19 protein-coding genes are annotated in these 21,977 nt (G+C 75.4%); 8 read left to right on the top strand and 11 right to left on the bottom strand.

The window, feature by feature from the left end; genetic code table 11:
* Nucleotides 1-82: 82 nt before the first annotated feature.
* Both ACLQ2V_RS15985 and ACLQ2V_RS15980 read right to left on the bottom strand, forming a co-directional pair.
* On the bottom strand, nucleotides 83-430 hold the full coding sequence (locus tag ACLQ2V_RS15985) for a metallopeptidase family protein (protein WP_425719465.1): 348 nt from the start codon (nucleotides 428-430) through the stop codon (nucleotides 83-85).
* A 97-nt stretch (nucleotides 431-527) separates the two neighbouring features.
* Entirely contained in the window at nucleotides 528-959 is a 432-nt protein-coding gene (locus ACLQ2V_RS15980; RefSeq protein WP_425719266.1) for an OsmC family protein, read from the bottom strand.
* A 182-nt stretch (nucleotides 960-1,141) separates the two neighbouring features.
* Between ACLQ2V_RS15980 and ACLQ2V_RS15975 the strand changes: the two genes are divergently transcribed.
* The 3 genes from ACLQ2V_RS15975 (at nucleotide 1,142) to ACLQ2V_RS15965 (ending at nucleotide 3,893) form a co-directional block, all read left to right on the top strand.
* Nucleotides 1,142-1,999 carry a hypothetical protein gene (locus ACLQ2V_RS15975; protein WP_425719265.1) on the top strand — a complete coding sequence of 286 codons (858 nt, stop codon included), beginning with the start codon at nucleotides 1,142-1,144 and terminating at the stop codon, nucleotides 1,997-1,999.
* A 260-nt stretch (nucleotides 2,000-2,259) separates the two neighbouring features.
* Complete coding sequence (locus ACLQ2V_RS15970) at nucleotides 2,260-3,081, top strand: HAD family hydrolase (RefSeq protein ID WP_425719264.1); 822 nt, start codon at nucleotides 2,260-2,262, stop codon at nucleotides 3,079-3,081.
* A complete protein-coding gene (locus ACLQ2V_RS15965; RefSeq protein ID WP_425719263.1) occupies nucleotides 3,081-3,893 on the top strand; it encodes an HAD family hydrolase in 813 nt (270 codons plus the stop codon). Before ACLQ2V_RS15970 ends, ACLQ2V_RS15965 begins: the two co-directional genes overlap by 1 nt.
* 121 nt (nucleotides 3,894-4,014) lie before the next feature.
* Here ACLQ2V_RS15965 and ACLQ2V_RS15960 read toward each other — a convergent pair whose 3' ends face one another.
* The gene (locus tag ACLQ2V_RS15960) at nucleotides 4,015-4,617 is read right to left on the bottom strand and encodes a bacterial proteasome activator family protein (protein ID WP_425719262.1); all 603 of its coding nucleotides are present in this window, start codon (nucleotides 4,615-4,617) and stop codon (nucleotides 4,015-4,017) included.
* A 128-nt stretch (nucleotides 4,618-4,745) separates the two neighbouring features.
* On the opposite strand from ACLQ2V_RS15960, the gene ACLQ2V_RS15955 reads away from it, so the two are divergent.
* Both ACLQ2V_RS15955 and ACLQ2V_RS15950 read left to right on the top strand, forming a co-directional pair.
* The gene (locus tag ACLQ2V_RS15955; RefSeq protein ID WP_425719261.1) at nucleotides 4,746-5,543 is read left to right on the top strand and encodes an alpha/beta hydrolase family protein; all 798 of its coding nucleotides are present in this window, start codon (nucleotides 4,746-4,748) and stop codon (nucleotides 5,541-5,543) included.
* Between the two features lie 79 nt (nucleotides 5,544-5,622).
* Entirely contained in the window at nucleotides 5,623-6,825 is a 1,203-nt protein-coding gene (locus ACLQ2V_RS15950; protein ID WP_425719260.1) for an ABC transporter substrate-binding protein, read from the top strand.
* Between the two features lie 145 nt (nucleotides 6,826-6,970).
* On the opposite strand, the gene ddaH is transcribed toward ACLQ2V_RS15950, so the two are convergent.
* Entirely contained in the window at nucleotides 6,971-7,843 is an 873-nt protein-coding gene (ddaH, locus tag ACLQ2V_RS15945; RefSeq protein WP_425719259.1) for a dimethylargininase, read from the bottom strand.
* Between the two features lie 20 nt (nucleotides 7,844-7,863).
* Between ddaH and ACLQ2V_RS15940 the strand changes: the two genes are divergently transcribed.
* Nucleotides 7,864-8,319, top strand: coding sequence for an Lrp/AsnC family transcriptional regulator (locus ACLQ2V_RS15940; RefSeq protein ID WP_425719258.1), 456 nt, complete (start codon nucleotides 7,864-7,866; stop codon nucleotides 8,317-8,319).
* A gap of 101 nt (nucleotides 8,320-8,420) precedes the next feature.
* A complete protein-coding gene (locus tag ACLQ2V_RS15935; protein ID WP_425719257.1) occupies nucleotides 8,421-10,304 on the top strand; it encodes a beta-propeller domain-containing protein in 1,884 nt (627 codons plus the stop codon).
* Between the two features lie 34 nt (nucleotides 10,305-10,338).
* Here ACLQ2V_RS15935 and ACLQ2V_RS15930 read toward each other — a convergent pair whose 3' ends face one another.
* The 5 genes from ACLQ2V_RS15930 to mobA form a co-directional block, all read right to left on the bottom strand.
* The gene (locus ACLQ2V_RS15930) at nucleotides 10,339-13,155 is read right to left on the bottom strand and encodes a hypothetical protein (RefSeq protein WP_425719256.1); all 2,817 of its coding nucleotides are present in this window, start codon (nucleotides 13,153-13,155) and stop codon (nucleotides 10,339-10,341) included.
* On the bottom strand, nucleotides 13,152-13,637 hold the full coding sequence (locus tag ACLQ2V_RS15925) for a hypothetical protein (RefSeq protein ID WP_425719255.1): 486 nt from the start codon (nucleotides 13,635-13,637) through the stop codon (nucleotides 13,152-13,154). Before ACLQ2V_RS15925 ends, ACLQ2V_RS15930 begins: the two co-directional genes overlap by 4 nt.
* Before the next feature lie 74 nt (nucleotides 13,638-13,711).
* Complete coding sequence (locus ACLQ2V_RS15920) at nucleotides 13,712-14,839, bottom strand: T3SS (YopN, CesT) and YbjN peptide-binding chaperone 1 (protein WP_425719254.1); 1,128 nt, start codon at nucleotides 14,837-14,839, stop codon at nucleotides 13,712-13,714.
* Between the two features lie 72 nt (nucleotides 14,840-14,911).
* Nucleotides 14,912-15,190 carry a DUF6457 domain-containing protein gene (locus ACLQ2V_RS15915; protein ID WP_425719253.1) on the bottom strand — a complete coding sequence of 93 codons (279 nt, stop codon included), beginning with the start codon at nucleotides 15,188-15,190 and terminating at the stop codon, nucleotides 14,912-14,914.
* A complete protein-coding gene (gene mobA, locus ACLQ2V_RS15910; RefSeq protein WP_425719252.1) occupies nucleotides 15,187-15,786 on the bottom strand; it encodes a molybdenum cofactor guanylyltransferase in 600 nt (199 codons plus the stop codon). Before mobA ends, ACLQ2V_RS15915 begins: the two co-directional genes overlap by 4 nt.
* 392 nt (nucleotides 15,787-16,178) lie before the next feature.
* Between mobA and ACLQ2V_RS15905 the strand changes: the two genes are divergently transcribed.
* Nucleotides 16,179-19,103: an AAA family ATPase gene (locus ACLQ2V_RS15905; RefSeq protein WP_425719251.1), complete on the top strand. Its 2,925-nt coding sequence runs from the start codon at nucleotides 16,179-16,181 to the stop codon at nucleotides 19,101-19,103.
* Between the two features lie 40 nt (nucleotides 19,104-19,143).
* Here ACLQ2V_RS15905 and ACLQ2V_RS15900 read toward each other — a convergent pair whose 3' ends face one another.
* Both ACLQ2V_RS15900 and ACLQ2V_RS15895 read right to left on the bottom strand, forming a co-directional pair.
* Nucleotides 19,144-19,650 carry a flavin reductase family protein gene (locus ACLQ2V_RS15900; RefSeq protein ID WP_425719250.1) on the bottom strand — a complete coding sequence of 169 codons (507 nt, stop codon included), beginning with the start codon at nucleotides 19,648-19,650 and terminating at the stop codon, nucleotides 19,144-19,146.
* Between the two features lie 176 nt (nucleotides 19,651-19,826).
* Entirely contained in the window at nucleotides 19,827-21,965 is a 2,139-nt protein-coding gene (locus ACLQ2V_RS15895) for a tetratricopeptide repeat protein (RefSeq protein ID WP_425719249.1), read from the bottom strand.
* Between the last annotated feature and the right edge of the window lie 12 nt (nucleotides 21,966-21,977).

Raw genomic sequence — 21,977 nt, 5'->3', positions numbered from 1 at the left:
AAGTGCCTCCTGATTAGGGGTGTCTGACCGAAGAATAGGTGGCCAGGTCAATCGGCGTATCGGCCGTGGGCGGAGGTCGGGCTCAGCCCCAGCCGAGGTCGTGCAGGCGCTCGTCGTCGATGCCGAAGTGGTGGGCGATCTCGTGCACCACGGTCACCGCCACCTCGTCGACCACGTCCGCGTCGGAGTCGCAGATCCGCAGGATCGGCCGGCGGTAGACGAAGATGCGGTCCGGCAGGACGCCGGAGTAGTCCCAGCCCCGCTCGGTGAGCGCGTGGCCCTCGTAGAGGCCGAGCAGGTCCTCGTCGCCCGGGGGTGGGTCGTCCTCGACCAGGATCACCACGTTGCTCATCAGCCCGAGCAGCTCCTCGGGCACCTCGTCGAGGGCGTCGCCGACCAGTTCCTCGAAGCGTTCCCGACTCATCTCCACGGCCACGCCCCCCATTCTCCCCGACCCGCCCCGCCCGGCGGGCGCCACGATCGGCACCCGCCGGGCGGCGGCGGCTCAGGGGCGGCTCAGGGGCGGCTCAGGACGCCAGGCGGGCGGTGAGGCTGATCTGGGCGCCCGGGGCGAGCAGCCGCGAGATGGGACAGTTCTCCTTGGCGGTCTCGGCCAGCTTGGTGAACTGGACCTCGTCGAGGCCGGGCGCCTGGCCGACCGTCTCCAGGTCGATGCGGGTCACGGTCATTCCGGCGTCGGTCTTGTCGAAGTGCACCTTCGCGGCGGTCTCGACCCGGGTGCCGGTGACGCCGGCGTCGGCGAGCTGCTTGGACAGCGCCATCGAGAAGCAGGCGGCGTGGGCGGCCCCGATCAGCTCCTCGGGGTTGGTCCCCTCGCCCTCCTCGAAGCGCGACTTGAAGGAGTAGTTCCCCTCCAGCCCGCCCTTTCCGGTGCGGACCGTGCCGGAACCCTCGGCGAGATCGCCCTGCCAACGTGCGGATGCGGTACGGATAGGCATGCCCCGACGCTAACCGAAAGCCGGGTGGCGGGCGAGCGAGTGCCCCCGATTCGGCCGGGTTCGTGCCGCTCCGAGGGGAATAGGGGTGTGCGGCCTGCGTATCGCTCGCTGTCTCCTGTGTCATGATTCGGTCCAGGCCCGCGAACGGCGGAGGCCCAGGCCCGCGGCGGAGAGGTTGGCCGATGTCCCAGGATCTCCCCATCCCCCGGCAGGACAACCGGCCCGACGGCCCCGCCGTCGTGGAGTGGGGCGGGCCCGACCCGGCGCCCACCGAGCGGGTCGGCCGGTCGCTGAGCGGGCTGGCGCGGGACCGGCGGCTGCCGCTGGTGCCGGCCGGGCTCGGCGCGGCGGCGGCGTTCGCGTCGCTGGTCGGCGAGTGGATGGTGATGACCGTCCCCAACGGCGGCCCCGAGGGGAGCAGCACGTTGCGGGTGCCGGCCGGGGTGACCGACATCGGCGGTCTCGGGGTGGGCTACCTGGTGGGGCTGCTGGCGTTGGCCGCGACCCTGGCCCTGGCGCTGCGCGGGACGCCGGCCGTGCGGCGCGACGCGCGAACCGCCGGCCTCGCCGTGGCGGTGGGCCTGCTCGGCTTCCTCGTCGCCACCGCGTTCTCGCTCGACGACTCCGGCCAGCGCACCTTCTTCTACTCCCCCGAGGAGGGGTTCACGGTCGAGTACGGCCGAGGGCTGGTGATGGCGTTCGCGGCCGGCGCGCTGCTGGCGACGGCGCTGCACCTGGCCGGCCGGGTGCCGGCCGGGCAAGGCGCGGACGGGCAAGGCGCGGACGGACAAGGCGCGGACGGGCAAGGCGCGGACGGACAAGGCGCGGACGGGCAAGGCGCGGACGGGCAAGGCGCGGACGGGCCGCAGGGCGCGGCGGCCGACGAGACCGCGCCGCAGGGCGCGGCTCCCGAGGCGGGCCGCTGGGGGCGGCGCCGGGCCGCCGCCCGGTCGGACCACGACCGGGACCAGCTGCCCGCGCCCGCCGACCTCACCGTGCAGCCCACCGTGCCCTTCGCCCGCCCCGAGCCACCCGTCTGACGCCCGGCACCGGCGCGGGCGGTACACCCGCCCCGGGGTCCCGGACGCCTCCGGCGGCCGGCGGGCGCAGTGGCCCTGCGCCGCCCGTCGTTGCCCGGAAAGCCCCGGCGGCGGCCCGGTGGGCGAGGTACGGTTGCTGCCCCGTTGTGCCGGCCGGCCGTCGCACCGCCGACGCGAAAGCCGACGACGCGAAAGCCGACGACGCGAAAGCCGACGACGCGAAAGCCGACGACGCCACGGCGACGGGCGAAGGAGGACCCATGGCCCGCCCAGGGCTGCCCAAACTGATCGCCACCGACCTCGACGGGACGTTGGTCCGCAGCGACGAGACCGTCTCCGCGTACACGCACGAGGTGCTCGACCGGGTGCGGGCCGCCGGCATCCCGGTGGTCGGCGCGACCGGTCGCGGGCCGCGACTGACCGAGCTCACCCGCAACGACATCCGCGCCGCCGACTTCCTGGTGATGGCCGGCGGCGGCTGGGTGGTCGACCAGAGCGACCCGGCCGGCCCGCTGGTGCTGCGGGACGAACGGCTCCCCGGCCCGGTGCTGGCCCGGCTGCTGGCCGATCTGGAGGCCGTGGTCGGCCCGCTCACCGTGATGGTCGAAGGCTCCGACGAGCACGAGTCCCCGCTCTGGGGCGACTACCACCCGAGTTGGCCCTACCCGGAGATGTTCGAGGCGCGCACCCGCGCCGAGTGCGTCGCGGGCGACGTCGTCAAGGCCTTCGTCCGGACCGCCGACCACCACGTGGACGAGTTGTTGGCCACCGCCCGCCGGGTGCTGCCGCCGCAGGTCGCCACGCTGACCCAGGCCGGGCTCGGCTTCGTCGAGATCACCGCGCCCGGGGTGGACAAGGCGTCCGGGCTCGCCGTGGTGGCCCACCGCCTCGGGGTGGACCCGGCCGACGTGCTGGTCTTCGGTGACATGCCCAACGACCTGACGATGTTCGGCTGGGCCGGCTGGTCGCGGGTGGCGGTGGCCAACGCCCATCCGACGCTGCGGGCCGCCGCCGACGAGGTGACCCTGCGCAACGACGACGACGGGGTGGCGGTCTACCTGGACCGACTACTCTCCCGATGATGGGAGAGACACCTCGGCTCGTCGCCACCGACATCGACGGCACGCTGCTCGGCGACGACCGCACGATCAGCCCCCGCACCCGCGACGCCCTCGACCGGCTCTCCGCGCGGGGCACGCCGGTCGTGCTCGTCACCGGCCGTCCGATCCGCTGGCTCGCCCTGGTGTACGAGCAGCTCGCCGAGCCGCTGCCGGCGATCTGCGCCAACGGCGCGGTGGTGTACGACCCGGCGGCCGACGAGGTCCTGCGGGCCGACCCGCTCGCGCCGGAACTGCTCGCCGAGGTGGCTCGCCGGCTGCGCGCGGAGGTGCCCGAGGTCAGCTTCGCGGTGGAGATCGTCGACAGCCGGGAGATGCGGCACGAGGCGCACTACCCGCTGCGGTGGGACGCCGACGCCGAGGCGATCCGGGCGATCACCTCGCCGGAGGAGTTGCACTCCGCGCCGGCGGTGAAGCTGCTGGCGCGGGCCGTCGAGCAGGACCCCGACGTCTTCGTCGAGGTGGTCGCCGGTGCGCTGCGGGGGCTGGCCGAGGCGACCCACTCGTCGTACTCGGGGCTGGTGGAGATCTCGGCGACCGGGGTGACCAAGGCGGCCGGCCTGGCCTGGTACTGCGCGCGACTGGGCATCGACCAGGGCGACGTGCTGGCCTTCGGCGACATGCCCAACGACGTGCCCATGCTGACCTGGGCGGGCCGGGGGGTGGCGGTCGCCAACGCCCACCCCGCCGTCCTGGCGATCGCCGACGAGGTCACCGCGGCGAACTCGGCGGACGGCGTGGCCGCGTACCTGGAGCAGGTCTTCGGGGTGGGGTGAGTCGCGGGGGGGGGGGGGGGGGGGGGGGGCGGCGGGGGGGGGGGGGGGGGCGGTCGCCGTGGTGCTGGTGGGGGGGGGGGGGGGTGCGGCGCGGGGCGGGGGCCGGCCCGGCGCGCGACGGTCAGAGGTACTGGCCGGTGCTGTGGCCCTCGGCAGCGGGGGGCTGGCCGATGCCCGGCATGCCCGGCACCATCCCGCCGGGGCCGCTGGGCAGCGCCTGACGGCCGGAGCGCATCTGCTCCAACTGCACCCGGGCGGCCATCTGCTGGGCGACCAGGGCCGCCTGGATGCCGTGGAACAGCCCCTCCAGCCAGCCGACGAGCTGGGCGTGGGCCACCCGCAGCTCGCTCTCGCTGGGGGCCTTCTCCTCGGTGAAGGGCAGCGAGATCCGCTCCAGTTCCTCGCGGAGCTCGGGGGCCAGGCCCTCCTTCAGTTCGACGATCGACCGCTCGTGGATCTCGCGCATCCGGTGCCGGCTCGCGTCGTCCAGCGGGGCGGACTTCACCTCCTCGAGCAACTGCTTGATCATGCTGCCGATCCGCATCACCTTGGCCGGCTGTTCGACCAGGCGGGTCGGGTCCTCCCCGGCCGAGTCGTCGGCTGGCACGGTGGCGACCGGTCGGCCGTCCGGGCCGACCACCACCACGGTGCCGGAGGGGCCGGTGCCCTCGCGGCCCGGCTCGTCGTTCTGTCCAGCGGAGTGCGCTTGGGTCATGTGCTCCATCTTTACCCAGCCGGGTGGGGAACAGTCACCGGCACCACCTCCGGGCGGCGGTGTTCCGCGCCACCCGTCGCCGGCCGGCTCCCGGCTGTGCCGCCGCCGACGGGGAGCTGCGCGCTACCGTCGCCGGCATGTCCGCCGACCCCCGCAGCGTGCTCGAGCGGCCCGCCCCGGCACCGGACGCCACGGTCGCCTACGGCCCGCACCCCGACCAGGTCGCCGACCTGCGCCGCCCGGCGGGGCACGGCCCGCCCCGCCCGCTGGTCGTGGTGGTGCACGGCGGCTTCTGGCGGGCCGAGTACGACCGCACCCACACCGGTCCGCTGGCGGCGGCGCTGGCCGCGCTCGGCCACCCGGTGGCCCAGTTGGAGTACCGGCGGACCGGGCAGCCGGGGGGCGGCTGGCCGGGCACCCTGACCGACGTGCTGGCCGGCGTCGCCGCGCTGCCCGCCCTGGCCGCCCCGGTGCTGGGCGACCGGCTGCGCCCCGGCCCGCCGCTGCTGGTCGGCCACTCGGCCGGCGGGCACCTCGCGCTGCACGTCGCCGCGTCCGCGCCGGCCACGGTGGCCGGGGTGCTGGCGCTGGCCCCGGTGGCGGACCTGGCCGAGGCGTACCGGCTGGACCTGGACTCGGGGGCGGTGGCGGCCCTGCTCGGCGGCGGCCCGACGCAGTGGCCCGAGCGGTACGCGGTCGCGGACCCGGCGGCCCGACTTCCGGTCCCGGTGCCGGTGGTGGTCGTGCACGGCACCCTGGACCGGCAGGTCCCCGTGGCACTCAGCCGCGCCTATGTCGCCGCCGCCCGGGCGACGGGGAGCGAAATCCGGTTGATTGAGCTTCCCGAATGCGAGCATTTCGGGCTCATCGATCCGGCGGGACCCGCCTGGCCGAAAGTGGTCCGTGTGCTGCGTTCATTCCGGATTGATCACTGACCATTGACGCAGCGTCGCCCGACCGGTAAAACGCCGAGGGGGGTGGTATCTGCCCTGCTCAGCTCCCGAAAGGAACTCTGTGTCCCAGATGAACCGTAGGCGGGCGCTCCACCTGATGACCGCTCTTGGCACCATCGGCCTGACCGCCGCCTGTGCCTCCGAGGACGAGAACGCGTCGCCCCCCACCGGAAAGCCCGTCAAGATCGGTCTCATCGCGCCGCGCGACGGTGGCTACAAGGCCATCGGCAACGAGATCGTCAACGGCTTCCAGCTCTATCTCAACCTGCACGACCAGCAACTCGGCAACCACCCCGTGACGCTGCTGACCGCCGACGAGGGCACCAACGCCAAGACCGGCAAGGCGGCGGTGGAGAGCCTGCTCAAGCAGGGTGCGGTGGCGCTGACCGGGGTGGTCAACTCGACCGTCATGGCCGGCATCCGGGACACCGTGGAGAAGGCCCGGGTGCCGCTGATCGGCTCCAACGCCTCCCCCAAGAGCCTGCAGAGCGTCGTCTACATCTGGCGCACGTCGTACGTGCTGGACGAGCCGGGCCGGGCGCTCGGCCCGTACCTGGCGCAGCAGGTCCCCGCCGGTGGGCGGGTCGCCATCGTCGCGCCGGACACCCCGGGCTCCCGCGACGTGATCCAGGGTCTGCAGGAACGGTTCAGCAAGGCCGGTGCGGCGGACCCCCGGATCGCCGACCCGGTGATCTGGGCCGATCCGACCGACACCCCGGGCAGCAGCACCTACATGGCGGACATCCGCGCGGCGCTGCACCGCCGGCCGGACGCGATCTTCTGCCACTTCGGCGGGGTGGCGGCCGTGCAGTTCATCAAGCAGCTCTACCGGGCGGGGTGGACCGGCCCGACCTACGCCCCCGGCTTCCTCACCGAGGGCACGGTGCTCAGCGAGGTGCAGGAGGTGGAGGCGCGCAACATCGTGACGGCGCTGAACTACTCCGCCTACCTGAACAACACCGCGAACCGCACCTTCGCCACCGCGTACCGCAAGGCGCACGGGTCGTCACCCACCACCTACGCCATGGCGTCGTACGACGCGGCGCAGGTGCTCGACAAGGCCATCCGGCTGGCCGGGACCAACCCGGACTCGCAGCAGATCAACCTGGCGCTGGGCAAGATCGGTCAGATCGACAGCCCGCGCGGGGCGTGGCAGTTCAACCAGCCGCGCACCCCGCAGCAGAAGTGGTACCTGCGCAAGGTCCAGCGCGACGGGCGGGCACTGTCCAACGTGCTGGTCAACGAGCTGGCCACGCTCGGCTGACCGGCCGGTCGGCGCGACGGGCCGGTCTTCCCCCTCGGCAGACCGGCCCGCGCCCGCCGGTGCGCCGACCGGCCACTGCCGGTCGTCGGGCGCGGCGCGTCCAGTGGCCCCGCACGCGTCAGGGGCGCGTCAGGGGCGCGGCGGGTCAGTGGCGCAGCTCGGCCACGCAGCACTTCACGCAGCCGCCGCCCTTGCGCAGCTCGGTCAGCTCGACCGGCACCGGGGTGTAACCGGCGGCCCTGAGCTTGCCGGCGAGCCGGGTCGCCTCGGCGTGGAGCACCACGTTGGCACCGTCGCTGACCAGGTTCAGCCCGAAGGCCAGGGCGTCGGCGTCGTCGGCGAGCATCGCGTCGGGGAAGAGCTGCGCCAGGACCTGCTGGCTGGCCGCCGAGAAGGCCCCCGGGTAGTAGGCGACGTTGCCGTCGTCGATCGCGGCCAGCGCCACGTCCAGGTGGTAGAAGCGCGGGTCGACCAGGTGCAGCGACACCACCGGCCGGCCCAGCGCCTCCTGCGCCTCGGCGTGCGCGGGCAGCTCGGTGCGGAAGCCGTGGCCGGCCAGGATCAACCCGCCGTACGCGTCCGGCAGGTACGCGAAGTCGCCCTCCCCCTCGTTGGTCTCGCCGGGGGCGATGAACCGCCAGCCCCGCGACTCGTAGAAGGCGCGGTGCAGGGCTGCCTCGGCGGCCCGCTGCTCGTGCTTGAACCGGGCGCCGTACGCCGTCCCGTCGACCGTGAACGCGCCGTTGGCGGCGAAGACCATGTCGGGCAGGCCCGGCTCGGGGGTGAGCAGGTGCACCTCGTGGCCGAGCGCCACCAGCGTCTCCCGCAGGCGGTCCCACTGCTTGACCGCCAGTTCCCTGTCGACGGGTGTGCTGACGTCCATCCAAGGGTTGATCGCGTACTCGACGTCGAAGCGCTCGGGCGAGCACAGGAGATATGTCCGCTTACGCGAGACCCGCTGCTGGTTCACGGTAACTAACAGTAGGTACCGTATGACCTTGGTAACAGCCGTGATCATTGCTTGAAAAAGGCGGAACGTTGCAGATAGATGCCGTGGACCAGCGAATCATTGCGTTGCTCGTGGCGGATGCGCGCGCCTCCTACGCCGACATCGGCGCCCGGGTGTCACTCTCCGCCCCAGCCGTCAAGCGCCGCGTCGACCGGCTGCGCGCCACCGGGGTGATCCGCAGCTTCACGGCCGTCGTCGACCCGGCGGCGGTGGGCTGGACGACCGAGGCGTTCGTCGAACTGTTCTGCGCCGGCCGGACCACCCCGGCCCAGATCGGCGTCGCCGCCCGCCGCCACCCCGAGGTCGTCGGGGCGTACACCGTCTCCGGCGAGGCCGACGCGCTGGTGCACCTGCGCGCGGCCGACATCGGGCACCTGGAGGAGGCCCTGGAGCGGCTGCGGGCCGAACCCTTCGTCACCTCCACCCGGAGCACCATCGTGCTCTCCCGCCTCGTCGAGTCCCCCGGCGTCGGGCCGTCCGCCTGACGGCCGAGGCGTCGGGCGTCCACCTGGCCGCCCGGGTCGGTCCCTTCCCGTAGCCGTCGCCGCGGCGGGAACCGGGGCCGGGTGGTCGACGTCGAAGCGGCATGACCCGGGGAAAGCTCACCGTCGCGGCCGGCACGCTCATCGGCCTGACCCTGCTGGCCGGAAGCGTCGCCGCCCGGCCCGACCGCGAGCCGGACCAGCCGGTGGACCCGCTCCGGCTGGTCTCCTTCGACACCTGCGCCGACGCGCTGACCCGGCTGCGCGCGGCCGCCTCCGCCACGGTCGGCCCGTGGGGCCTGCGGCCCAACTGGCGTACCGGCGTCGGCGGCGTACCCCAGCCGGGGTGGGCCCCCAAGGCGGGGGAGCGGGCGGCGACGGCGCAGGACGCGCCGGCCGAGCACACCGGCACCAACACCCACGAGCCCGACGCGGACGAGCCGGACCTGGTCAAGACCGACGGCCGGCGGATCGTCACGGTCGTCGCGGGCGTGCTGCGGGTGGTGGACCCGGCGACCCGGCGGGCCACCGGCCGACTGGACCTCACCGGTGACCGGGAAGTCGGCCACGGCGGCAACCTGCTGCTGCACGGCGACCGGGCGTTGGTGCTGCTCCCGGGTGCGGCGCGGGCCGTCCCCTCCGGAGGCCGCCCGGCCGTCGGGACGTCGGCCGGGCCCCGGCTGTTCCTGGTGGACCTGACCGGGCCGCCGACGCTGACCGCGACGTACGGGATCGGCGGGAGCCTGCTCGACGCGCGGCTCACCGGCCCGACGGCCCGGGTGGTGGTCCGCTCGCAACCCCGGCTGGTCCTCCCCGAGCTCGGCGAGGACGCCACCGACGAGCAGCGGTCGGCCGCCAACCGGGCGGCGATCGGCCGCGCCGGCCTGGACGCCTGGCTACCGGCGTACGACTGGACCGAGGGCCGCCGCAGCGGCGCCGGCCGGGTCGACTGCGACCGGCTGAGCGTGGCCGCCGACAGCACCGGCACGGCCGTGCTCACCGTGCTCAGCTTCGACCTGACCGGCGGCCGCCTCGGCGACGGCGACCCGGTGAGCGTGGTCGGCGACGCCGACACCGTCTACGGCACCGCCGGCAGCCTCTACCTCGCCGGGCAGGCACAGCGGCCGGCGCAGCAGCTTCGGCGGGGCGGCCGACCCGTTTCGGAAGTGTGGCCAATGGTGAGCACCGTGCTCCACCAGTTCGACACCGGCGCGGCGGGCCGGCCCCGCTACCTGGCCAGCGGCAGCGTGCCCGGCGTGTTGCTCAACCAGTACGCCCTGTCGGACTGGCGGGGGCACCTGCGGGTGGCCACCACCAGCAGCCCGCCACCGGGGTCGAGCTCCGTCACCGAGTCCGCCGTGTACGTGCTGGCCCGCCGGGGCGAGACGCTGGCCCAGGTCGGTGCCGCCACCGGGCTGGGTCGGGGCGAGCGGATCCACTCGGTGCGCTACCTCGGCCCCACCGGGTACGTGGTGACGTTCCGGCGCACCGACCCGCTCTACGCGCTGGACCTGACCGACCCGGCCGCGCCCCGGGTCACCGGCGAGCTGAAGATCACCGGGTACTCGGCGTACCTGCACCCGGCGGGCGAGGGGCGGCTGCTCGGCGTCGGCCAGGAGGCGGACGCCCGGGGCCGGACGCAGGGCCTGCAGGTCTCGCTCTTCGACGTGGCCGACCCCGCCCGGCCCACCCGGCTGGCCCGCCACCACGTCCCCCGCACCGCCTCGGCGGCCGAGTTCGACCCGCACGCGTTCCTCTACGACGCCCGCACCGGCCTGCTGGCGCTGCCGGTGCTCGGCGGAGACGTACGCCTGCTGCGGGTCGGCGGCACGACCCTCACGCCCCTCGGCGCGGTCGCCCACCCGGGCGGCGCGCCGGTCACCCGGTCGCTGCTGGTCGGCGGCGTGCTCTGGACCGTCTCCGCCGGCGGCCTGCGGGCCGACGACCCGGCCGACCTGACCGCCCCGACCTGGCTGCCCGCGACCTGATCGGCGCCGGCCCGGCGGTCGGAGCTGCGGGGCATCAACCTCCGAGGGCCCGCACCACCGTCACGAGCGCCTGGCGCGCTGTCTCGTCCAGTGGGGTCAGCTTCCCTTCGGGAGGGTCGTTGACGTGGGCGTAGACCACCACCACGGTGACCACGTGGTGGCCGACGACCACGATGCTCAGGTGGGCGGTGGTGACAGCGGCCAGCTCGGGCGACACCCGGTCCGTCCGGACCAGGCCGATGGAGAGCGCCGGGTGCCCGATGGACACGGGCTGCCGGATGAAGAGTCGCATCCGGGACAGGTGGTCGTACGAATTCGGGTTCGAGTTCGGCTGGGTGTAGGAAGCGCATGCCTGGGCCTCCCGCCGAAGCGGGGCGAACAGGGTCTCGGGGTCGGGTGCCGCGCGGTATGACTCCACCGTCACCGTGATGCCCGCCCCGTACGGCGGATGGCTCTCAGCCGATGAGGAGTAGTTCGTGGTGGCTTCGACGTCGGGCTCGACGGCGGCCTGCGCCACAGACTGGGCGGCGCAGGGTGATGGCTGCGTGTCGTCGTCCTCGCTCGACGCGGGGTCCACCCGCCACGTGAGGAGCACGGCACCGGCCCCGTCGACCGCCTGCCGCGCCTGCGCCAAAGTCAGGACGCCGTTCACCGGGGGCAACACGGGCGTGATGACGACCGGCGTCGCCGAGGGCCCCACCTTGACCGCCAGCTCCCGCGCGTCCGCCGCCCCGCCGACGACCATCTCCCCCGAGCCGAGCATGACGGCCAGGGAGACGATCGCGGTGCCGGCGGCGGCGAACGGGGTGCGCAGCCGCCCCGGCCGCGCCCACGCTGGCCGCGACCGCCGGGCGAGGGCGAGACCCACCGGGACCGCCACGACGCTGAGGAGCAGCAGCAGGCGCAGCGGCACTATCACGTAGTGACGCAGCAGCCACGGCTGGAGGTCGGCATCCCAGCCGGTGGCGACGGTGCGGACGGCGAACTGACCGAGGGCCCCCACGACGGTGACCCCGGCGGCAGCGGTCAACGCCCCGGCCACCCGCCCGGTGGCGGTCCGGCCGGCAGTCGGCCGGGTCAGCAGCACCACCAGCACGACGACGCCGGCCAGGGCGGACACCCACCAGCGTTGCCAGAGCAACGGCAGGTCCGTACCCGATTCGCCGTCCCCGGACAGGCGTAGCGCGGTGACCACCGAGCCAATCGCGCCGACCGTCACCGCCACTGCGGCGAGTAGTGGCAGGGCCGGCTGCGGTGCCGGCCGGGGACGCGGAGCGGATCGGGCAGCGACCACCGCGAGGACGGCGACGACCACGAACACCACAATGGGCTCGACGTCCCAGAGCGCTTCGCCGTAGAGCACCATCATGCGCAGTGACGTCGGGGTGAACGTCCCGGACGCGCCGGCGAGCAGCTTGCCGGTCCAGACGATGGCCGCCAACATGGCCGTCCCCACGGTCACCGCAGCCACCCCCGCACCGGCCACCGTCGCCGCCAGCAGCCAGCGACGCCGATACGGGTCCACGCCGTGCGCGAGCGCGACCAGCAGGACGGCGATGCCGGCGAGCGCGAGGGTCAGCAGCGGCCCGATGGCCCAGTGGGCGGCCAGCGCCATGGTTCCCGGGCTGGCCGGCAGGCCCGGCCCCGGAAGGAAGAACCCAGCCGCCCCGCCGACGGTGACGCCGAGCACCGGCGGCCACCGGGACGCCCGTGGGTGGGCGGCGTACCGACGCGCCCAGGCGGGCATCAACATGGCCGCGACGAGCCCGGCGGCGATCGCGTACAACACTTGGAATGGCGGCCCGGCCCAGCCGCCCCAATTCATGAACGCCTGATTCACGGGCTGCACGGCGATGAAGAACACGAACACGGTCACGGCGGACGGCAGGAAACCCCCGTCGATGCCGGCCGATCCTGTGGTCATCGCCCGGACCCGGTCCGCGGGCTCGAGCCGCACGGACAACAGCGCGCTCAGCCGCCCGGGCGGGCGGCGGCCCGCACCCCGCGCCGCGTACAGCACCTCGGCGAGGGCGGTGGGCCGCGCCGAGTACAGGGCGGTTACCTGATCCGCGGCGAGTTCACGCAGCCGCAGGACGTGCGCCCGCAGCAGCACCAGGAGCCCGCCGAGCGCCACGGCGACGAGCAGCCCGGCCCAGTATTCCACTGCGCTGCCCCGGCCCGAAGCAAGGAACGGCGCCGCAGCGACCACAGTCAGCAAGACCCCGGCCCACCCGGACCACCATGCCCCGGCCGCCAGCAACCCATCACGGGCCCGGACGTGCGCCAGCTCGTGCCGAACGATCGGATCGAACACGTCGAGGCCGGCCGACACCGCCGCAGCCGGCACCACCACCATCGGCCGCCCCGCCGGAACGCCCGTGGTGAACGGCTCGGTGAACCGGGCACCGGCCCGCAACACGAACAGCTCCGGCCGCCGCTCGGCGACACCGTGCTCCCCACACAACTCGGCGAAGCGAACGGTGGCGACGTCCACCCCCGGCCCGGCGGCCCGGCCCGCCCCACGCACCAGCCGACGCACCCGCACCGCACCCGCGACCGCCAGCAACACGGTCACCGCGTACGCGATCGCCGCACCGGCAAGCATGGCCAGCAGCCACGGCCCGGTCACCGAGCGCATGCAGGCGGCGACGTCCCGGCGCGCAGCATCGGCGGCGGCAAGGTCGCTGGCCCGCCACCAGTCGCCCCCGTTGGCCGTGCAGACGTTGAAGCCGAGGCCCTCGCCGATGCCGTACGACAGCGCGGCGATCCAGCCGGCGTTCAGCCCGATCGCACCGAGGAGCACGAAGAGCAACACGTACGTCCGGCCGAGGTGCGCTCCGGGTCGGCTCACCCGCGGGCCCCCTCCACCGCCCCGTACACGGCGTCGGCGAGCAGGTCGGCCTGCTCCGCGGAGAGCCCGAGGGCGCGACCGTGCCGGCGGCAGGCATCCCGGAGCCGGTCGGCCTGACCGTCGCTCAGCGCGAACTGCTCCTGCGCCGAGGGCAGCACGCGCCCCGCCCGCCCCCGACGCCACCAGCGCGGGCGCTGCTGCCACGCGCCGCCGACGGCCGTACCGAGCACGTCGCTGGCCGCCGCCGTGAGCACCGCGAGGACGGTCTCCGCCACCAGCGTGAGATCCACACCGAACCCGACGGTGCCGGCGCCGGCCTGCCGGCGACCCCGCTGGTACGCCAGGTCACCCCGCTCCCACGAGGCCAGCACGTCGTCGAGGAAGCCCAATTCCTCCGGGGCCATCCGCTCCACGGCGGCACGGGCGGCAAGGGCGAAGGAGAACGTCGACGTGGGAGGGACGTCACTGTCTGGAATCGTCATCTGCCGAAGTGTGACAGCCGAGAACCACCCTCGGAGGGCCCGCGCCGCGCAGTGACGGAAAGCCGACCCGCCGCTCAGAGATACATGCCGGTGCGGTGCTCCCCCTCGCCAGCGTCCCGGCGGCCGGGCTTGTCGCCCTCGCCGAAGAAGCGCTTCCCGCCGAACTCGCCGTGCAGCCGGTCGTCCAGCTCGTCGGCGAGGCCCGTCATCACCTGCACGGCCAGCATCAGGTGGGTGGCCTGGAAGTTGCGGCCGAAGACCGGGATCGACGCCCACACGGTGTCGTCGGTGCAGTAGAGCCGCCCGATGGGCATCCGGTTGGTCAGCTCGGAGAGCTTCACGTAGAGCCGCTCGGTCGGCTCGACCTCGGTGAGCACCGGGGAGAGGACGTCGACCAGGGGCGGGTTGTCGCGGACCCGGACGAAGACCATCGCCGACCCGGCCCGGATGTTGATGTCCCCGTCCGAGTCCACCTGCAACTGGTCCGAGCTGGACTTGAGCATGGTGGAGACGACCGTGCGGACCCGGTCGGCCAGCTCCAGCACGTCGCCGGTGGTCTCGGCGGCGGCGGCCAACGCCTCGTCCAGGTCGGCCTCGACGTCCTGGTCCGGGCCGAACTCGCTGCGCGCGGTGCCCAGCGGCCCCACCGGCACCGGCTCGCCCTCCGCGTCGTGCACGAGGTAGACCAGGAACGCCGGGTGCGGTGCGCCGTAGACGTCGCGCAGCGTGCGGGCGAGCAGCGCGGCCAGCCGGGACGCCCCGGCGGTGTCGCCCTCCAGTCCGAAGTGCTCGCCGGAGCCCCGGAGCACGCCGGGCGGCGACCAGCCGAGCGCCACCATGTCGGCGACGGCGGCCCGGTCCAGCCGGTAGCCCTGCGGGAGGGCCGCGTTGCCGACCGCCCGCGCGGAGAGCCGCCCGTCGGCCGAGAGGTCGACGCTGATCGAGTAGACGGCGTCGCCGGTGCCGGAGGCGGTGGGGTCGAGGGTCAGCTCGACGTGCGTCCCGGCGGGCAGCTCGGCCAGCCGTTCGGCCAGCGCGCGGGCGAACTCGCGCCATGCCTCGGTCACCTTCCCCCGCAGGTCGGCCGTCGTCGGCTCGTCGAGCAGGATCGACTCGTGCTGCTCGGGCGTGTCGCCGGGCGGGGTCCCGGCCGGCTCTCCGGTGGGGGGCCCGGCCGGTGTCGAGGGGTGGCGCACCGTCATGATCGTCTCCGTCCGTCACGGTCACCCTACCCAGATCGCCCGGCCGGTGAATCTCCGCCGACGGGGGTCGGCTCAGGCGGACGGCCGGTCGCCGGGCTCAGCCACCTGGCCGGTCCCCAGCTCGACGGGCCAGGTGCCGGCCAGCGCGCCGAGCCGCCCGGCGGCGACGGCCGGGTCGGCCCCGCGCCCCACCGCCAACCCGAGCAGGTACGCGGTGAGCGGGGCACCGGGGCGCACCACCTGGTGCGCGACGTCGCGTGCCAGGTCGAGCACGACCGGCACCGGCACCTGCTCCGGGTCGAGGCCCAGCTCCGCGCAGGCCGCCGTGAGCCAGTCGTCCAGCACCGTCATCGCGCCCACTCCTCCGCCCGGCGTACGTCCTCGTCAGTGTCGCAGTCGAACCACGGTGGCGGGCCGTCGCCCGACCAGGACACCTCGCATACGGCCAGGCCGGCGAGGAGCGCCCGCACGGCCGCGCCGTCGAGCGTGCCGCCCCGGGCGACGGCGAGCCGGTCGAGGGCCGCCCGCAGCGGCGCGACGCGCCACACCCCGCACAGCGGCTGCCGCCGGCCGTCGGGGTCGACCAGGCACGCGCCGTCCATCGTCGGGTCGTCGAGCCGGTCGCGCAGCGCCCGCACCGCGTCCCCGGTGAGCAGGGGCAGGTCGGCGGCGAGCAGGGCGACGGTCGGGGTGCCGGCGGGCAGCAGGGCCAGGCCGGCGGCCGTGGCGGCGACCGGGCCGCCGCCCGGCGGGTCCTCCCGGGTGAGCCGGACGCCCGGCGGCACCGGGCCGGCCGGGCCGACCAGGATCCGCACGTCGGCGTCGGCCACGGCGGCCAGCACCCGGTCCCGCATCGGCCGGCCACCGACCGGGCGGGCCGGCTTGTCCACGCCGCCCATCCGGCGGGCCGCCCCGCCCGCCAGCACGATCGCCGCCCAGCCCGTCACGCGGTCACCGTACCGCCCGCCGACGCCCCGCCGAGCGCGTCGCCCGAGCCCGGGGAGCCGGTCGTCGCCGCCCCGGCGGCCGACCGAACGCACGCAGCCGGTCGGACGCACCCGGCCGGCCGGGCGCACGCAGCCGGTCGGACGCACCCGGCCGACCGAACGCACGCAGCCGGTCGGACGCACCCGGCCGGCCGGGCGCACGCAGCCGGTCGTCGGTGCTCGGGACGACTGTCGGGCAGTCGACATCCGGGGCGTGAGCGCGGACCCCGGAGGGGGTCTGTAAATCTTGTTAATTCCTCCCTAGGGTGATCACGCGGAAACACTCCGTACGACCCTGAGTGAGCCGCTTCGGGCGGTACGCGCTTCGACGGTGGACGGGGGGACAGGTGCAGATGGCAGCAGAGGACCGCGCGCAGCCACCCGCCCTGGTGAGCCGGGACGAGGAAGCCGAGTTCCTGCAGGGGGCGCTGGAGCAGGCCCGGCGGGGCCGGGGCGGCACGGTCTTCCTGGTCGGCGGCGACGGCATGGGCAAGTCCCGGCTGACCCTGGAGGCGACCCACCGGGGACGGCGGGCCGGGATGGAGGTGCTGCTCGGGCGGGCGGGCTCCACCGTCCGCGCGGTGACCCTGCGCCCCCTGGCCGAGGCGTTGGCCCTGCTGTTCCGCACCGAGCCGCTGCTGGAGCACGCCAGCCTGCGGCCCTACCTGCCCGTCCTCGGCGATCTCATCCCGGAGTACCGGTCGGCGCAGACGGCGCCGAGCGAGCCGTCCCCGGTGCTGCTCGGCGAGGCCGTGCTGCGGCTGCTCGCGGTCACCGGGGCCGGCCGGGGCTGCCTGCTCGCGCTGGAGGACCTGCACGACACCGACGCGGTGACGCTGGCCGTGGTCGAATACCTGGCCGACAACCTCGCCGGCCAGGGCACCCTGCTGCTGGCCACCCTCCGCCCCGTGCCGGGGCCGGCGTGGGACCTGGCGCAGGCGCTCGACCGGCGCTCCAGCGGCACCGTGCTGCGGCTGGAGCCGCTGAGCCGCCGGGGCGTGCACCTGCTGGCGGCGGCCCGGCTGGGCCTGGCCCCGGAGCGGATACCCACGCCGGTCGTGGACCGGCTGCACCGCGACAGCGCCGGCAACCCGTTCCTGGCCACGGAGCTGCTGCGCGCCATGCGCGACAGCGGTGCCCTGCTGGTGGGCGGCGGCGAGTGCCTGTTCGTCGAGGAGGTGCGCACGGAGCTGCCGCCGGTCGTGCGGCACAGCATCACCGACCAGGCCGACCGGCTCGGCCCCGCCGGCCGCCAACTGCTCACCGCCGCCGCCGTGATCGGCGAGCGGTTCCCGGTCTCGGTGCTCGGCCGGGCCCTGCGGATGACGCGCGAGGACCTGCTCGGGCACCTGCGCGCCGCCGTCGCCACCGGCCTGCTCAGCGCCGAACGCGACGACGACCACGACTGGTACGCCTTCCGCACCATGACCACCGCCGTCGCGCTGCTCGGCCAGCTCACCCCCACCGACCAGGGCGCGCTCGCCGCCCGGCTGGTCGACGCGGTCAACGAGCTGCATCCGGGCCTGCCCGACCAGTGGTGCCGGTTCAACGCCCACCTCACCCAGCTCGCGGGCGACGCCCGGGGCGCCGTACGGCTCCTCGCCCTGGCCGGCCGCCGGGACCTCAACGCCGGGCGGCTCCGGTCGGCGGCCGACACCCTCGACCGGGCGTGGCGGCTGTCGCAGGCGACCGCCGACAGTCCGCTGCGCGCCGACGTGCTGCACGAGCTGCTCTGCGCGCTGGTGGAGACCGGCGAGGCCGGGCGCGGGCTGCGGCTGCTCGACCACCTCGACGACCTCTGTCACCCGGCCGTCCCACCCGAGCGGCTGGCCTCGGTGCACGTGCTCTTCGCCCGGCTCGCCCTGCTGGCCGGCCGGCGGGCCGACGCCGGCACCCAGCTCGACGCCGCCCGTACGGTGCTCGGCCCCGGCGCCCACGACCGGCAGACGGCGGCGGTCGACGCGGTCGCCGCCGCCCACCTCGGCCCGGACGCGCCGGAACGCGCGGCCCGGCTCGCCGCGCACGCCGTACGCAAGGCCGAGGCCGCCGGGCTGCCGGGGGTGGCCTGCCTCGGCTGGCAGACGCGCGGCACGGTGGCCCGGCGGCAGGGCGCCGACGAGGCCCAGTGCTGCTTCGGCAAGATGCACCGGCTCGCCGAACGGCACCACCTGCCGCTGTGGCGCGACCGGGCGACGGCGCTCCTCGCCGAGCAGCGTTGGCTGCTGGCCGGCACCACCGACGCGCTGGTACGCGTCACCGAACGCACCCGGCGCACGGGGGCCACGGGCGTGCGGCACACCGTCGACGTCCTGCTCGCCTGGGACCACGCGCTGCGCGGCCGGTACGCCGAGGCCGAGCGGCTCGCCGAGGAGTGCGCGGCCGAGGCGCACCGGCTCGGGTTGGGCGACGGCGTGCCGCTGCTGGCGCTGGTCCGCGCGGTCTGCGCCGGCCACCGGGGGCGGCGGCAGCAGCTCGACGCGGCGCTGGCCGACCTCCCCGACGATTCCGCCGGCCCGCCGGTCGTCGCGCTCGCGCACGGCCTGGCCGGTGCGGTCTGCGCCCTGCTGGAGGAGGACCCGGCACGGGCCCGCCGCGACCTGGACCGGGCGGCCGCGTACGACGCGGAGCGGCCCGCGCCGTACCCGCTCACCGGCCGCGAAGGTCTGGGCCTGCTACTGGCGGTGCTCGACGGCCAGGCCGACTGGCGGCGGTGCTGCGAGGTCGGTGCGACGCCGGCCGGGCGGCTGCGCTGGAACCGGCAGTTCGTGCAGCTGGCGAGGGCGGTGCTGCTCGGCCGGCAGGGCGAGCGGGAGGCGGCCGGGGCCACGGTGGCGGCGGTGCGGCGGGCGCAGCCCTACCCGGTCGGGCTCCACCTCGGCCTGCGGCTCGTCGCCCCGGCCGCCCACGCCGACCGGTGGGGGGAGCCGGTCGAGTGGCTGCGCGGCGCCGAGGAGCACTTCCGCGAGCTGGGCGTGGCGGCGTCGGCCCGCGCCTGCCGGGCCCTGCTGCGCGACTTCGGCGTGGTGGTGCCGCAGCGGCGCACCGCGAGCCGGGTGCCACAGCCGCTGCGGCTGGTCGGCGTCACCGAGCGGGAGTACGAGGTGTTCCAGCTCATGGCGGACTGGCCCGACAATCGCATGATCGCCGGAGAGCTGTTCATCTCGCCGCGCACCGTGGAGAAGCACGTGGCGAGCCTGCTCGGCAAGACCGGGCAGGCCAACCGGGCGGCGCTGAGCCGCTACGCCGCCCGGGTCCGGGACGAGCTCCCCCCGCCCTGACGACCGTCCGCTGCCGGCTGGCCGGCCGCCCGATGCCGGCTCACGTCGGGTCGACCGCGCGGTACCGGCCGCCGAAGAAGATGGCCGGGTCCGCGTCGTCGCCGGCCTGGCACCAGTACGGGGAGCCGAGCACCAGCACGTGGTCGGCGGCGGCGACGAGCTGGGTCACCGCGCAGACCGCCACCGCCATCGCCCCGTCGATCAGGGGCAGCCCGTCGACCGTGTGGTGCGCCACCCCGGCGAAGCGGTCCTCGGCGGCACCGGACGCGAACCGGTCGGCCAGGCCCCGCTGCCGCCTTTGCAGCAGGTTGACCGCGAAGCCGTCCTCCGCGGTGATCGCGGCCAGCGTGTGGCTCGTGCGGGCCAGCGAGACCAGCAGCAGCGGCGGGCGCAGCGAGACCGAGGTGAAGGCGTTCACCGTGCAGCCCACCGGCCGCCCCGCCAGCCGGCTGGTCACCACCGCCACCCCGGTGGCCCAGTTGCGCATGAACTCCCGCAGCTCGGCACCGCCGACGGGGGCCGACCGCAGCGGTTCGCCCGTCGGCACGGGTGCCGACCGCGCCGGTTCGCCCGTCGGCACGGGAACCGACCGCGCCGGTTCGCCCGTCGACGCGGGGACCGACCGCGCCGGTTCGGTTGCGGGGGCCGGCGGCGCGGCCGGGGCGGGGTCCGCCGTCGACACCCGGACGGCCCGCGCCCCGCTGGGCCGGGAGGCCGTGGTGGTCACCGCGCGCCGGCCAGGTCGGGCTGACCGGCACCGCCCGGCTGACCGGCGACGCTGGCGGCCCGGTCGGCCTCGGCGGCGGCGGTGTCGCCGAGTTCGGCGTGGCAGCGGGCGCGGCGACCGAGCAGCTCCGCCCGGTCCGCGCCGGGGGCCTCCAGCGCCCGGCTGTAGTCCGCGACCGCCTCGGCCCACCGGCCCGCCGCCTCGTTGACGAAGCCCCGGTTGTAGAGCAGGTCCGGGTTGGCCGCGTCCACGGCGAGGGCGACCGTCAGGTCGGCCAGGGCGCGTTCGTGGTCACCGCCGTCGAAGGCCAGGGCGGCCCGGCTGGCCAGGGCCGCCACCAGCGCCGGGTCGGCGGCCAACGCCTCGTCGAGGTAACGCCGGGCGTCCACCTCCGCCCCGTCGGCCACCGCCAGCACGCCGCGCAGGTGCAGCAGCCGGGCGTCGCCGGGGTGGCGGAACAGCCCCTCCTCGACGGGTTGCCGGGCGGCGTCGAGCGCCCCCTCGTCGAGCAGCAGGCTGACCAGGTTCACCCGGGCGTCGAGCTGGTCGGGTTCCAGCTCCACCACGTACGCGAAGTCGGCGATCGCCCCCACCAGGTCGCCCAGCTCGGCCTTGAGGTCGGCCCGGTTGTAGTACAGCTCGAAGAAGGGCGGCGACAGGCTGATCGCCGTGTCGCAGTCGGTCACCGCGCCGGCCAGGTCGCCCAGCCGCCGCCGCACGTCGGCCCGGTCGAAGTAGTAGTCGGCGTAGTTCGGGTCCAGCTCGATGACCTTGCTCAGGTCGGTCAGCGCCTCGTCCAGCCGGCCCAGCGCGAGGTACGCCTTGCCCCGGTTGTGCACCAGCACGGACCGGTGCAGCCGGTGCTTGTCGCCGGGCAGCTCCCGGTCGAGCCGTTCCAGCCCCTCGTCGACCAGGCGCAGCGCCGCCGCCACCCGGCCCAGCCGCATCTCGATCAACGCCAGCCCGTTGTTCTGGAACACCGAGTGGAAGGCGCGCTTCTCCACGTCGGGCAGGAGCGAGGCGATCGCGATGGAGTTGTTGATGTAGCCCCGGGCCAGGTGGTGGTCCTTCAGCTCGTCCGGGTGGAAGCGGGTGTAGAGCATGGCCAGCGCGTACCCGGTGGACATCTGCAGCTCCGGCTCGGCGTACCGGCTGCGCAGGTCGAGGTACGTCGGTTCGGCCTCGACGGTGCGGCCGAGGACCACCATCGCCGAGCTGGCCCGGGTGCTGAGCAGCCAGAACCGCTCCATCTGGGTGTCCGGGTCGACGATGGCCCGGCCACGGGTGCCGTAGTCGATCACCGCGTGGTAGTAGCCCATCGCGCCGCAGTGCCGCGCCGCCTCGTACAGCGCCTCCGCGCCGGCCCCGGCGGGGTCGCTGCCCCGCTCCAGGTGCCAGGGGATCGCGCCGAGTTCCAGGCTCCACTCGTCGCGCTCGCGCAGCAGCGCCGCGCGGGCGTCGTGCAGCGCCGCCCGGATCTTCGGGTCGGCCTGCCGGTACGCGGCCGCCTCGGCCGGGTCGGTGGAGGTGCCGTCGGCGTCGACGTACGCCCGCAGCAGCTCCTTCGGGTCGCGCTCCGCGCCGCCGACGGGGCGGGTCAGCTCCGGCAGCCGGTCGGCGTACCGGTCAAGGGCGGCGGTCAGCTCGGGCTCCAGCGTGCCGCCGGCGGTGCCGATCAGCACCCGCACCGCGTCGGGCCGCGCCCGGCGCAGGAAGATGGCGAGGAACTCCTGGTCGGTGGGATCCGCCTCGTCGACCCGGTCGAACGCCAGCCGCAGCGGGCGGTGGCCGGCGCGGGCGGCGTACCCGGTCAGGAACTCGGTGGCGCCGTGCGCGAGCCGGCGGGTGCGGTTGGCGGGGTAGATCCGGGTCCGCTCCTCGGGCACGGCCAGCGAGGTGAGGGTCTCGGGGGCCGCGTCGATGGTGCCGCGCAGCTCGGGGGCGGCGGAGAGGATCTCGGTCAGGTGCCGCTGCACGAGGTCCGGCCAGCGGCCGTACGCCTCGGGCACGACCCGCCGCAGGGCGCCGCCCAGGCCGGTGTAGGGGCCGCGCAGCCCTCGGTGACAGTCGACCGCGACGTCGACCTGCTCGCCGTCGACCGGCGCCGGCCCGATCCGCCATTGGTGTGCAGTCATGCCGTTGCTCCT

It is taken from the genome of Micromonospora sp. DT233 (genome assembly GCF_049841815.1).
Taxonomy (GTDB): domain Bacteria; phylum Actinomycetota; class Actinomycetes; order Mycobacteriales; family Micromonosporaceae; genus Micromonospora.
This window is presented reverse-complemented; position numbering and strand designations above follow the sequence as displayed.

What these genes read in the sequence shown, in the direction of transcription:
- ACLQ2V_RS15935 (WP_425719257.1), top strand. Translation starts at nt 8,421, where the DNA reads ATGACCCGGGGAAAGCTCACCGTCGCGGCCGGCACGCTCATCGGCCTG.
- ACLQ2V_RS15915 (WP_425719253.1), bottom strand. Translation starts at nt 15,190, where the DNA reads ATGACGGTGCTGGACGACTGGCTCACGGCGGCCTGCGCGGAGCTGGGC.
- ACLQ2V_RS15980 (WP_425719266.1), bottom strand. Translation starts at nt 959, where the DNA reads ATGCCTATCCGTACCGCATCCGCACGTTGGCAGGGCGATCTCGCCGAG.
- ddaH (WP_425719259.1), bottom strand. Translation starts at nt 7,843, where the DNA reads ATGATCACGGCTGTTACCAAGGTCATACGGTACCTACTGTTAGTTACC.
- ACLQ2V_RS15920 (WP_425719254.1), bottom strand. Translation starts at nt 14,839, where the DNA reads ATGACGGTGCGCCACCCCTCGACACCGGCCGGGCCCCCCACCGGAGAG.
- ACLQ2V_RS15975 (WP_425719265.1), top strand. Translation starts at nt 1,142, where the DNA reads ATGTCCCAGGATCTCCCCATCCCCCGGCAGGACAACCGGCCCGACGGC.
- ACLQ2V_RS15925 (WP_425719255.1), bottom strand. Translation starts at nt 13,637, where the DNA reads ATGACGATTCCAGACAGTGACGTCCCTCCCACGTCGACGTTCTCCTTC.
- ACLQ2V_RS15905 (WP_425719251.1), top strand. Translation starts at nt 16,179, where the DNA reads ATGGCAGCAGAGGACCGCGCGCAGCCACCCGCCCTGGTGAGCCGGGAC.
- ACLQ2V_RS15960 (WP_425719262.1), bottom strand. Translation starts at nt 4,617, where the DNA reads ATGGAGCACATGACCCAAGCGCACTCCGCTGGACAGAACGACGAGCCG.
- ACLQ2V_RS15895 (WP_425719249.1), bottom strand. Translation starts at nt 21,965, where the DNA reads ATGACTGCACACCAATGGCGGATCGGGCCGGCGCCGGTCGACGGCGAG.
- ACLQ2V_RS15970 (WP_425719264.1), top strand. Translation starts at nt 2,260, where the DNA reads ATGGCCCGCCCAGGGCTGCCCAAACTGATCGCCACCGACCTCGACGGG.
- ACLQ2V_RS15955 (WP_425719261.1), top strand. Translation starts at nt 4,746, where the DNA reads ATGTCCGCCGACCCCCGCAGCGTGCTCGAGCGGCCCGCCCCGGCACCG.
- ACLQ2V_RS15965 (WP_425719263.1), top strand. Translation starts at nt 3,081, where the DNA reads ATGGGAGAGACACCTCGGCTCGTCGCCACCGACATCGACGGCACGCTG.